Source organism: Photobacterium leiognathi (genome assembly GCF_030685535.1).
Classification (GTDB): domain Bacteria; phylum Pseudomonadota; class Gammaproteobacteria; order Enterobacterales; family Vibrionaceae; genus Photobacterium; species Photobacterium leiognathi.
Map to the genome: position 1 here is coordinate 2,613,479 of NZ_CP131601.1, position 12,993 is coordinate 2,626,471.

Sequence of the window (12,993 nt, forward strand, 5' to 3'; positions counted from 1 at the left end):
TCCAAGGACATCCAGTAACATCTTTGATTTATGGGTACATCCTTGGGTACACTATTATTACTACGTTAATTTGGTGTACCCATGATGGCAAAAGTAACTACCCGATTAACCGATAAAGAAATCAAATCCGCAAAACCAAGAGACAAAGAGTACTACCTCTTTGATGGAGGTGGCCTCCGACTCAGAGTCAAACCTAACTGCTCAAAACATTGGTTATTTAACTACTACCGCCCCAATAGCAAAAAAAGAGCTAACCTCACTTTAGGGAAATATCCCGACCTTTCTCTAGCTATTGCACGAAAACAAGCTCAAGAAGCTAAAGAGCTCATCGTTCAAGACATCGATCCGCAAGAAGATAAAAAAAGGAAACAACAAGAACACAAAGCCGTCTATCAACATACTTTCTTTAATGTCTCTAAAGAATGGTTTGATATTAAGCAAGAGAGTGTGACACCTGACTATGCAGTAGATATATGGCGCTCACTCGAATTACATATCTTCCCCTACCTATCAACTATCCCCGTCAAAGACATAACAGCCCCTTTAGCCATCAAATTACTTAAGCCCATTGAAGCTAAAGGCAGCTTAGAAACTGTTAAACGATTAACCCAACGCCTCAACGAAATCATGGATTTTGCAACCAACTACGGTTTAGTTAATGCCAATCCATTAACAGGTATTAAAGCTGCTTTCAAAAAACCTAAAAAAGAAAACATGGCGTCGCTCAAGCCAGATGAATTACCAGAACTCATTAACGCAATTGCTAACGCTAGTATCAAACGTACAACCCGTTGTTTAATTGAATGGCAATTGCATACCATGACCCGGCCATCTGAAGCGGCAGGTACACGTTGGGATGAAATCGATTTAGAAGCAAAAATTTGGACTATTCCACCAGCTAGGATGAAGAAAGGTCGAGAACATCGTATTCCTCTCACTAGCCAAACTATCGCTCTATTAGAAATAATGAAACCGATTAGTAAACAGCGAGAATTTGTTTTCACTTCTGATAGAAATCCCCTTAAACCTTGTAATAGCCAAACAGCAAATATGGCACTAAAACGTATGGGATTTGCTGGCAGATTAGTGAGTCACGGCCTCCGCTCACTGGCGAGTACAACTCTAAATGAACAAGGCTTCGAAGCTGATTTGATTGAAGCTGCTCTTGCACATATTGACGGAAACCAAGTACGGAGCGCTTATAACCGTACTGATTATTTGGAAAGGCGTATACCAATGATGATTTGGTGGAGTGGACATATAGAAGAGGCAGCGCAAGGCAGTCTATCAGTTACAGGCACTAAACAGTTAAAAGTAATCTAATAGAATTGTTTAGTCTCACATGAGGCTAAACAATTTCTTAATCAACTATCCCACGATACAGAATGGCTTAAAAACAACCAAACAGTAATATTAGTCAAAAATAAATAGACTTGACTTTAATCATAAAAACAAAAAATAACTCAGTCCAATAATATTCAAGAACATCTAATAACGTCCAAACCTAATCAAAAATAACCCTTTATAAACATATACTTAATCAGAGTTACATATTGACACTTCCATTTAATGGCTTCACCATAAAATAATACTCATACAACGGTGTATCCATTATGGCTAAAATAACAACTCGATTAAGCGATAAAGAAATCAAAGCGGCAAAGCCAAGAAATAAAGAATATATACTCTCTGATGGTGGCGGATTACGCATAAGAATTAAACCTAATGGCTCAAAGTTATGGCTGTTTAATTACACTCACCCCAAGAAAAGAAAACGCACTAATTTAGGGTTAGGCAAATACCCTGATCTATCACTGGCTAATGCAAGAAGAATTGCTTTAGATTCAAAAGCACTTATCGCTCAAGGCATTGATCCACAAGAAAATAAAAAAAGACAACAGCAAGAGCATGAGGCAATTCAGCAAAACACTTTTTTAAAAGTATCTAAAGAGTGGTTTGCCATCAAACAAGATGACATCACAGCTAATCATGCTACCGACATATGGCGATCGCTTGAACTGCATATCTTCCCTAACTTAAATAATACTCCTGTTACCGCTATCACAGCCCCCAAAGTCATAGAGATACTTAAACCTATTGAGGCGAGAGGTAATCTGGAAACAGTAAAGCGCCTCATACAGCGTTTAAATGAAATTATGGATTTTGCGACCAACTATGGTTTAGTTACTGCAAACCCACTAACAGGTATTAAATCTGCATTTAAAAAGCCTAAAAAAGCAAATATAGTACCCCTACAACCTAATGAGTTACCCGAACTCATTAATGCTATTGATAACGCCAGTATAAAACATACTACTCGTTTTTTAATAGAATGGCAGTTACATACTATGACACGCCCCAGTGAAGCCGCTGGCACTCGCTGGGACGAAATAGATTTAGAAGCAAAAGTTTGGACAATTCCACCAGCAAGAATGAAAAAACGTCGTAAACACCGTATTCCATTAACAGAACAAACTATTGCCCTATTGGAAAAAATGAAACCGATTAGTGGGTCTCGAGAGTTTGTATTCCCATCAGATAGAGACCCATTAAAGCCGTGTAATAACCAAACCGTAAATATGGCGCTTAAACGCATGGGATTTGAAGGTTGGTTGGTAAGTCATGGGTTGCGTTCACTGGCAAGCACTACACTCAATGAACAATCTTTTGAGGCTGATTTAATCGAAGCTGCATTAGCGCATGTAGACAGTAATCAAGTACGTAGCGCTTATAACCGTACCGATTATTTAGAAAGACGTATTCCTATGATGGAATGGTGGAGTAACCATATAGTTACCGCTAGAAAAAGCATTCAATAAATTACGACTCTTAACAACATAGCATGCATCAATACATTAAAAATATTTTCATTACAATTGATCCTTAAAAATCAATTAGTTATTTTGTATTTATTAAAATATTAAAAAAGTCACTTTCTTTAATCGACACTCTTTCAACAATTAAGGTTTATACAAAATAGATTCATATTTAATAAGAAGACAAAAAACATTTTAATATAAATGTTTTACATCCATTAAATAAAATATTAAACTCATTTGTTCAATTTCAATTTAGACAACCACAAACTAAACCATTCAGGTATATCATTAACATTTAAAAGTAAGTCTTTATTTATAATCGAAATTTTTTTACCTTTAACCTGTATACCTAAACTTTCAGCGTTTTCAATTATTTTCTTTATAAAAAAAGCAAATATATTAGCTGGATTTTGGCATGTCCTAGCTGAATATTTTTCAATAATATTACGTAATGGAAGTTTAGATTTAGCCGATTGAGAAAGCTTTTGACTCAATACACCTTGTGTTATACCCGATTTATTATCACCAATTAAAACAACAATGCGCTGCATTGTTGAATAGTAAATATCAAGATCACTTGATACACTACTAACAGAATTTGCATGATAAGTTTCAATAATGTCAGCTACGGATTTATATACAAACTCATGAGCCCAATTAACATGTGGTAACGTCAAAACAAATTGATTACCAACAGCAAGAATACTTGCTATTTTGCTAACCATTTCGTACATCCTACAGTATATCCCACCAAATATCTCATGATTTAAAATTTCATCGTTGTCATAATACTTTTTTACTTTATCTAACAACTCTATTGCATCTTCAGTTGGTTCAACCGCACTTTTACTGTTTTTGTTAATTTTAATAAGTTCATCTAATACATTTATATCTATATCGCGTTTATAGCTATCTCTTAACGGTGATCGCCTATCGGCTTTAATAACAATACAACGAGCCAGTAATCCAGAATCAAGGTTCTTATCATTGATAAATCCATTGATTTCCCTTGGCGTTGATGTCGCCATTAATGATAAGTAAGGGTTTCTTATTCCTTCACATTTTAACTTTTCAAACTTTTCTTCTAATTCATTACAACAACGTTCAACCTCATCTGAGTTATTTTTAAACCGCTTAGCAATGCTTTCTTTTTCTGCTTTCAAAATATTATGTAACTCTCTAATTCGAATACCATTTAGTTTAATAATCTTCCCTGTATAAGCAGCCAATAACTTGCTTTCAATTTCTCTAATATATGCTGGTGAGCTTTTATCTTGAATAAGCGTAAAAAAAGAATGTGCTTCATCATTGATATAAAGAGTTTTATTGTCACTTTCTAACAAATTGAGAGTTAAATCTTTTTCTGAACCAATTTTATCAAAGATATGATGGCCTAAGCCAATAGTGGATGCGACCTCATTAACATACTCTTGATGGGCATCTTTACCTGAACCAGTATCACCAATAACAATTGAAAATAAATTGAGTTTTAGTCCTGTTGATGTTTCCGTTTTATCAGCAACTAACGATAATAATGTCAACGCGGCTAAACATGCTAATCTAGGCTGTGGGCGCTTTTGATGAGCAAGCACATCCTCAGTGATTATATTGGCAAAGTCAGGTAAATTTATTAAAGAAAATCCTTTATTACTAGCAAATGGACGGGCAGCTAAACCAACTCGATTTACTAATGATATTAGTTCTTGATCTCTTGTTGATAAAAGTGTTTCTTCTTTTCTTTCAGTCATCTCAATTATTTTTTCAATATGATTATTCACCATCCTTCCTATTTAGCAAGAAGTTATTTCGTTTAATATTTCATTTTCGTAAATGATAATTTTTCAATTCATTTAGCGGCTTATCACATTTTGAATCAATTCGTAGTTTAATCTCATTCACTGATTGGCTCACAGCTTTCATTAAACGAGGACTTGTTTTGGGAATTTCTTCAAGACAGTTATTTAAGTCATCTATTGTTTTATTCAAATGATGGTATTGCCTATATACCTGAAAATCATTTTTTTCATCATATGCTCTAAGCAATTTATTGGCCTGTGCCATAAATTTATTTATCAACTTAGATAATATAATAATTTTTTCTTTTTCATTTTTTATATTCTCCCGTAATTTAATAGTTTGATGATATTTTTCATCTATGACTTCATAAGCATGTTTAGCTTTAATCTTCCACGATGGAACTGTTTTTCTATTCCTATACTTCTGCTTTGTGAGTATAAAGTCTCTATAATATACCCAATCAATGCCACAATACTTCTTAGTTGCCATATTAAATGACTCTTTAACAGCATTAGTTACACATTTTCTCTGTAAATTTCTCAAGTATATATTATCAACAGTCACCTTTCCGACTAATAAATGTATATGATCGCCTTTTTTTTCTTGCTGATGTAAAACTGCTCTGGATATATTGATTAATTCTTTTTTTTCAATATTACATGCATTTGCAATATCAGCTAAACAATGTTCAACAATTAATGTCCATTGTTTAAGTGTTGGGGAGTATATTTTTGGCAGATTTAATGTAAACTCTACTGCAAATGACTCAACTTTCCTTCCTTTTTCCTGATTTAAAGTTTTACATTTATTGTATCTATATACAAAATTCGCTATATGCTCTACCGTTTTTTCACTACCTAATAGTTCTATAATTGCTGATGTATTTTTATGATTAGAATGATCTTTATCTGTAAGATAAAACTCTCTCTTTGCTAACCCTTCAGCTTTATTTTTTACAACTTCAGTTCTTACAGTCCAACCTTTCATTTGATGTTTATTTAAATATACAGCAAATAAAAAGATCAACTTAAAAAACTGACGTTTTCTTGAAAAGATCATAAAAGAACTCTAGATAGGCATTTGATAAATCTTTCCATACCTTTTTCGTATCTTTTTAATTATCTAATTCATAATCAGTCGGATTGAAATTAATAGATTCCATTTCGGTTACGATTGATCCTTTCTATAGTTACTAATTCAATCCTCCAGTAAATGCAATGAATCAGTCATAGTTCAATTATTTATTTAGCTTTAATCTATAACTTTTATACTCAAAAAACATTCCTCCAATAAAAATACCAAAATGGAATTTTTAAATGTTTAATTATTACACTTAACAGAAAATATTCTATTCGAATTTACAACAATTAGATATAAGATAAAAGTTTTATTATAAGGGTGTCACAATGAAATATATGACAATGACAATAATAATATTATTATTATCATCTCCAACTTATTCAGCAAGTTTAATATTGAAAGGTGAAATAACAAATCCAACATGTAACATCGCATTGGAAAAACTAATCCTGACCTCAAATAAAATTATAAACAATTGTTCTAAAGATTTTTCAAAAAAAGAAAAACACATCTATACTAAAGAAAATAAAATTATAAAAAGAAAGATAATAACCATAACTTATTTATAGCAGTTACATAAGAGCTATAATTATATAGATCTATAATTATAGCTTCTGGTTTAAAATAAAATTAGAATAATAATAAGTATTGAACTAATCTTGGCTCCAAATTATTTCACTTATATTTAATAACCAACCAGGGTTATCTAACGCAATATCATGACCATCAAATTTATTTATTATAACAGGAATATTCCATTTTTCAGCAATAGCTTTTGTTGCTTTAAAATTAACTAAATTGTCATTTTTCGAAGCTATAAAGAATAATTCACATTTTGGTTTTGATATAGAGAAATTCTTTGCTGCTAATAATTGGCGAAAAAAATTAGATATACTTATAGGAAAGCATTTACTATAATTAGACCATTCATCTATAATTTTTTTGTTTAATGGCTTATTAGATACCATCTTATAAATAACTTCTTCTCTTTTTATTGACGGATAATAAAAAATAGCTTTTATTATTCTAAAGTAATTTTTGGGTCTTAATCTATGATAAAAACGACTAAAACTACTAGCACTAGTATTGATACATATTATTGACTGAACTTCTTCTGGATAAATCTCAGCCCATTTTAACCCCACCATTCCTCCCATTGAAATACCAAATATATAAGCTTTACCTTTGCCTTTTCTTTGTTTTCTAATATTTTCAACCATATTAGAAATAGAGTAAGGAGATACTTCACGAAATAAAAAACCATTTCCAGGTATATCAACACAAGTAATTATGGAATTTGGGAAAATATTTTGCATTTGTTGAGGGAAAGAGCCCCAATGCTCTTTACTTCTAAATAAGCCTCTTATTAATATTATTTCATTCATGATCGTCTTACCTATTACTTAACTGTTAATTTAAATAAAAATAGTAATTTAATAAAAACGATTACAACTATATTTTTCTATAAATACATTATATTTTATTACTTCTATAAACAATAAAATTAAAAGCATCAATCAAGTATGTTTATATTTATAATATCAAACACGGTTAAGACCTTATTTAATAAACCCAGATTAATTACACAATCTAAACATTAACTTTATAGTGTTAATTATAGATTTATTATTATATTTATTAAGCAAAAAACATGGTATTAAAGATTACTATTTATTGATATTGTTTATTTTAAATGGTTCAGGTATAGGATTAACTTTTTTTTTAATTTTTTGAATGGAATTTATTCTTTTCAATTTAAGAGTATTATAGCTTTTATGTTTTAGTTGACTATTAACAATAGCTTCTAAGGATATGTACCCAAATATATTCTTAGTAACTTTCAACCTAAAAACAAACCAGCTTTCAACTGAATATTTATTTTTCATATCACAATAAAGCTAATTTTATTAATAGTAAGATTAATAAACCAATCATTTCAACATTAAACCAAATAGAAATTATTATTCAGTTATAATACCTTTACATAAAAAATTATATAAAGGTATCAATATTAAAAAATACTTAACTAATTATATTAGTTAATGGATAACCATTAACAGATGGAATTAAAATCGTATTTGGTTTTGAAACTGGTTTGGTTGATAATATTTTATCATCACACACTACCGTTGCATTAACAGGGTTATCAGACTCTGCAACATTAACATGAAACTTATTCATGAATTTTTCGGATAAACGTTGACCGGGCAACAAAAATTGCTTCATTTGACCACTTTCTAATTCAACATCCAAATGACAACTATTCGACTGAATATATTCGCTATCATCTGCATAGGTATAACCTCGGGAGCCATGCAATGCCGGATATATATAGCTTGTTAGCTTTTCTTCCGGATCGTAATACCCTACTAATGTTGTCACTGGCACACCAAATTTTTCTGGTTTTTTGGCAAAAGTCTTTGTCATATCGCGCACCCATTTTATACCATCAGAGTGATAAACATACCTATCTGGACTAGCAACCATTTGACCATTTACATAGAAGAATAGCTCATATCCTGATTCATGATTAATCATTAATTCACTTCCAGCTGGAACATCTTTAGCTTCAGGCATCGTAGAATCGGTTAAATAATCATTTTGTTTAGAAACAACAGCAATTGACTTATGAGTTTCAAACATTTTTGCAATATATGAAATAGGATCTTTAACCTTATTCAAGTCATTTTGATCAATTTTGAAAAAATAATCGACTGCATTGCTGTAACTGAATGGTTCCATTTGATGAGTCATATTATTCCACTTTAAATAGCCAGTCGGTGAATCCTCAGAAAATACCATACGATCTTCCATTACTCGCTGCATCTTTGTGCTTGAGAATGGGGTATACATGGTATAACGATTATCAGGATACATACTGCCTTCACCACCGTACATAGCATCAGTACCAAACTGGAAACCATGCCATGGCTGAACACAAATCTTCACTTCTGCTGGGTTTTTCTTCGGATCACCGATACACGATGGCTGATTCGACGGGTTCTTATAGAAGTTAGGAATAAATACATTTTTATCGCTATCCCATCCCCATGTCGAATCTTGTTGATCTGCAGGATGGTGTATACTCATGTCATAGCCTTCACTATGACTCAGTTCGATACCATGCCCCGCTTCGTGGCTCATTTCATTACCGATAGTATCAGTTAAGGTAACAATACCACCACCGCCAGAGCCACCATGATCTTGATTCCATGGTCCTTCAACGATTTTGTCACCTTCCCTTTTATAAAGATAACGACCAATCGATGTATGTGCCGTTAACATTAGCGCAAGATTTGAATGAGCATCTTGACCAGGACCATCAGAAGCATTGAAACCAAAGTTAGCACTATCAATACCAATTGAAATCAGTGATTTAGCAATATCACTACGCATATCACCTTCTTGCCAACCACCAATACCTGGTGAGTAATCCTTATAAAGCTGACCATTTGGCATCATGATTTCATCGAAGGTGATGCCTTGATAGCGACTGACAACAAGACGACTAATAGGTAATGTTTGATAATATTCTCGTGGCAGTTCAAGATCTTTGGCAAACTCCATTGTATCTTGTCGCTGCGTCAGCATACCAATATCAATCGTGTTCATATACAACACCGTTGGCGCACCCACGTTGATGTTATCTAGTGTTCCCGTCTTACCATCATGAGAAAAATCCAAACGTAAACCGTAATGCATCCATGATGCTGGAATTTTTGCCGTCCAGTAACCATGTCCATAGGTCACTTTAGAGATAGCTAAATCTCCAGCAGTAAACCACTGACCACCGACGTTATAAAACACAACCGTCTGACCAATATTGATCCCCATATATGCATTACGCTCACCTTTGGAGACACTATTGGCATATCGCACATCGGTTGTATATGGGCTATCTGCTTTTAAAATCAGATATTTACCATCAAACTTTGGATTAAAATCAAGATATAGTTTATGCAAACGCAACCACCGGGTCGAATGCAGAAACACACCGTCTTTACTTTCAATAAGTTGTTGGTCTAAATATTCTGTATTGCCTTTTTCACCTTCACTAGCAACTTTTGCTGTATCAATTGCAGTTAGCTTTGAAGGATCAAGATTGAAATCAACCTTGGTTAAATCCACTTCAGTGTTGACCCCCGAAATAGGCGGGATCTTATATGGGCGCTCCAATACTAATGTACCGAGCTTCGAACCATTAGCGTCATAACCTTCCACTTTCACCGGTAAGGTTTCATCAAAATCAGCATCTTTTGCTTTAAACATCACTAAAGCACTACGTTCACCAATAAGATGCTGAGTCGACTCCGCTGGTGTATGAGTGATCTCACTACCATTCACATTATGCAGATGCACAATATCTGCTTTATGGTTTTCTGATGGGATCACATGGTTCTGTGCAAACAACACGGTTGCTTCTAAGTTACCATCAAGATCGCTTGGGTAATTATTGGTATTAAAAGCAAGAGGCGGAATAGAACCTACATCTTCATAGTTAACTTGGATCTGGCAATCGGCATACACATCACTCACAAGGTATTTATTTTCAACCAGTGAACCATCACAACCTGTAATACTTTTTAGCTTGTTTTTCGAGTCAAACTTAATGGTAAATTCACCATTATCACCAGCATCAACCGTCATTTTTTCAGGGCTGATCGTACCAATGCCATTCACATGGGTTGTGATCTCAAACAGCCCTTTATTAACATGGATTTTCAGTGTGGTATCAGAAGAAAGCTTACCATCACTGGCTGTCACGGTTGCGGTAAAATCTCCCACCAGCTCGATATCAGGCGTTGCAGTGATCACACCTGTTTTACTATCAATCATTAACCATGCTGGAGCATTTGAAAGGCTGTAAGTCAGCGGATCATTATCTTCATCACTTGCTGTCGCTGTAATATCCATCGTATTACCAGCCGTCATGGTTTGAAGTGCAAAAGGCGTCCACGTTGGGGCTTTATTCACATCCTCAACAACGATCTGAGCGGTCGATGTTACCTGTTGTTGACCATTTGATGCCGTTATCGTGAACGTAAAATCACCGTTATCATCACGACCTGGCGTACCAGATATAACACCTGTTTGAGGGTTAATCTGCATCCAACTTGGCTGTCCTGATAGTGTGAAATGCAATGGCTTACCGTTGGGATCTTTCGCTGAAATTTGTGCAACGAAAGGTTGGCGCGTACGTGCAGTCATCTTACCTGCAATAGTAACAACAGGAGTTGGGTTGACTACTGTGTTAATCATCACAGATGTAAAGGCTTTAGCTTTACCATCAGAGACTTCAATTTTCAAAGCATGCTTGCCAACAACCGTTGGCTTACCCGTAATAATACCTGTTACAGCATCTATTTTTGCCCAAACAGGCGCGTTAATAAGACGATAAGTTAAACGGTTATTGTCTTTATCGTTAGCCGATACAGCAACAGTAAATGGCGTATTAACTACAACATTCTGAGTAGTTACAGGCAAGATAGTTGGTGCGTGGTTACTATCACCAATGACAACGCTAACTTGAATACTATTGGTTTGTTTACCGTTAGTTGCCGTTACCGTGATCGTGTAATCACCGTTGTCGTTTTGATGTGGCGTACCTGATAACTCACCCGTATTAGGATCAATCGTTAACCAACTTGGGTTATTTGAAATCGAGTAAGTTATTACGGCACCTTTATTGGCGGACGCCTTAATTTGACCACGTACAGGCTGTCCTGTCATGCCCGTTACAATACCCAATGAACCAAAAATAGGTTTTGACGGCGTAACGTCAATAATAGGTTTTTTGTTATCAGTACTAGAATCAGAAATATCAGGTTTTAAATTTGTTATATTAGATTCAGTATTATCATGGCAACCAGAAATATTTATTAATATTATTGAAGCTAATAGTGTTTTTTTTAGTGCCATAAAATTCTCTTAACAATCAAGCAAATGAATATGTCCAACAAAATAGCTTTATTATTGGATATTTTATTAATTTTGATTAACTATATAATAATCAAGTACTTATCAAATAAATAGATATAATAAAAAACAAGGTAAGATTAGCCTCCTCTTTGATATTTATTTAAACCGAGTTACTCAGCTTTATTTTTAAGTTTATTTTTATACTCTTTAATTGTTAAGTTTTTTACTTGCTTAAATTGAATGTCGGCATTAGTTCTAGAATTAAAACCACTTTCATAACATAACTCTATTATTGTTTTGCTAACATTATTTTTTATCTTTTCAGCTAGTAAATTAACTCGTAAGACTTTTACTACTTCATTGTATTTTTTACCATTATCATGAAAAATTTTCTGGATTTTACTTTTAGACATAAATAGTTGATTAGACAGTAAATCCAAGTTCAAACTATTATTCATGATATTTTTTTCAATAAATTCATAAATCTTTTTTTAACTCATATTCTGAACGAGTTTCGACCTTCTTTTTCAACGATTTAATTTTCATTAAGTTGATTATCGCATTAATCTTATATTCTAAGTCTTCATCACTAACTGATATGTTCAAAGCGATATCTACAATAACAGGATTATCAATAACTACCACATCATTAATCATATAGACATTTTTATTAAAAAAAATCTTAGGAATTAAAATTAAATATTTTTCTTTTTCGTCAGAAAACTTCAATGATAATTCAGATGTTGGGTTAATTAAAATAGCACCACCATATGATAATTTCCCTTCACTCGAATTACTATTCCATGAGATGGAACTATAAGAAGCAATAATCATATAGTAATCATTAGGAAACAATTTATGAGAATCTCCTGACAAAGTTATTACTTTATAACCTTCAGTAAAAGATAATGAGCTCATAGTTGTATATGAATAATTATTTACTATATTAGATTCATATTTATAGCTAAAATTTTGATTACTATTCCATTTATCTGATGAATAAAAGAAAGCATTTTCTGTTAAAAGATAATGTTGATAAAACATGTTATTGGCTAAAGTACTTAACATAATAATTAACCTTACACGATAATAACTTCATGAATTAAAAAATAATTCTCGATTTAAAGATGACTTAAGAGTAATAGCTTTATTTTGCTACTTATTTGTATTAGTTTTGAATCTAATTATACTTATTATTTTTGTCTATATTTTTATTGTTATTTACGCAATTTTAGATTTATCTTGTTTGTTTTTTATTATTATCAATTTATCACTAACAAAAAAAAAGTAAACTTAAAAGTTTAACTTTATTTAAAAACATAATTGAAAATTATGTTACCAATAACGATACCATTTCTGAATAAAATCCAAACGAGAC

The 12,993-nt window shown here is 32.7% G+C and carries 8 protein-coding genes; 2 read left to right on the forward strand and 6 right to left on the reverse strand.

Annotation, left to right across the window (positions count from 1 at the left end):
* Positions 1-84: 84 nt before the first annotated feature.
* A complete protein-coding gene (locus tag Q7674_RS18885; protein WP_107229729.1) occupies positions 85-1,323 on the forward strand; it encodes an integrase domain-containing protein in 1,239 nt (412 codons plus the stop codon).
* Between the two features lie 290 nt (positions 1,324-1,613).
* On the forward strand, positions 1,614-2,819 hold the full coding sequence (locus Q7674_RS18890; RefSeq protein ID WP_305423101.1) for an integrase domain-containing protein: 1,206 nt from the start codon (positions 1,614-1,616) through the stop codon (positions 2,817-2,819).
* Positions 2,820-3,052: 233 nt separating this feature from the next.
* Here Q7674_RS18890 and Q7674_RS18895 read toward each other — a convergent pair whose 3' ends face one another.
* From Q7674_RS18895 to Q7674_RS18920, 6 genes are all read right to left on the reverse strand, one after another.
* Positions 3,053-4,597 (reverse strand): YfjI family protein, encoded by a 1,545-nt coding sequence (locus Q7674_RS18895; protein WP_146146585.1) that lies wholly within the window; start codon positions 4,595-4,597, stop codon positions 3,053-3,055.
* A 40-nt stretch (positions 4,598-4,637) separates the two neighbouring features.
* Entirely contained in the window at positions 4,638-5,603 is a 966-nt protein-coding gene (locus tag Q7674_RS18900; protein ID WP_146146584.1) for a hypothetical protein, read from the reverse strand.
* Positions 5,604-6,349: 746 nt separating this feature from the next.
* The gene (locus Q7674_RS18905; RefSeq protein WP_237156808.1) at positions 6,350-7,081 is read right to left on the reverse strand and encodes an alpha/beta hydrolase; all 732 of its coding nucleotides are present in this window, start codon (positions 7,079-7,081) and stop codon (positions 6,350-6,352) included.
* Between the two features lie 637 nt (positions 7,082-7,718).
* The gene (locus tag Q7674_RS18910; protein WP_305423103.1) at positions 7,719-11,615 is read right to left on the reverse strand and encodes a M66 family metalloprotease; all 3,897 of its coding nucleotides are present in this window, start codon (positions 11,613-11,615) and stop codon (positions 7,719-7,721) included.
* Positions 11,616-11,785: 170 nt separating this feature from the next.
* Entirely contained in the window at positions 11,786-12,028 is a 243-nt protein-coding gene (locus Q7674_RS18915; RefSeq protein WP_155395163.1) for a helix-turn-helix domain-containing protein, read from the reverse strand.
* 64 nt (positions 12,029-12,092) lie between these two features.
* Positions 12,093-12,683 carry a hypothetical protein gene (locus Q7674_RS18920; protein ID WP_045066363.1) on the reverse strand — a complete coding sequence of 197 codons (591 nt, stop codon included), beginning with the start codon at positions 12,681-12,683 and terminating at the stop codon, positions 12,093-12,095.
* Positions 12,684-12,993: the final 310 nt, after the last annotated feature.

Excerpts from the sequence above, each read along its gene's own strand:
- Q7674_RS18915 (WP_155395163.1), bottom strand. The coding sequence starts at position 12,028 with ATGTCTAAAAGTAAAATCCAGAAAATTTTTCATGATAATGGTAAAAAA.
- Q7674_RS18900 (WP_146146584.1), bottom strand. The coding sequence starts at position 5,603 with ATGAAAGGTTGGACTGTAAGAACTGAAGTTGTAAAAAATAAAGCTGAA.
- Q7674_RS18890 (WP_305423101.1), top strand. The coding sequence starts at position 1,614 with ATGGCTAAAATAACAACTCGATTAAGCGATAAAGAAATCAAAGCGGCA.
- Q7674_RS18885 (WP_107229729.1), top strand. The coding sequence starts at position 85 with ATGGCAAAAGTAACTACCCGATTAACCGATAAAGAAATCAAATCCGCA.
- Q7674_RS18910 (WP_305423103.1), bottom strand. The coding sequence starts at position 11,615 with ATGGCACTAAAAAAAACACTATTAGCTTCAATAATATTAATAAATATT.
- Q7674_RS18920 (WP_045066363.1), bottom strand. The coding sequence starts at position 12,683 with ATGTTAAGTACTTTAGCCAATAACATGTTTTATCAACATTATCTTTTA.
- Q7674_RS18905 (WP_237156808.1), bottom strand. The coding sequence starts at position 7,081 with ATGAATGAAATAATATTAATAAGAGGCTTATTTAGAAGTAAAGAGCAT.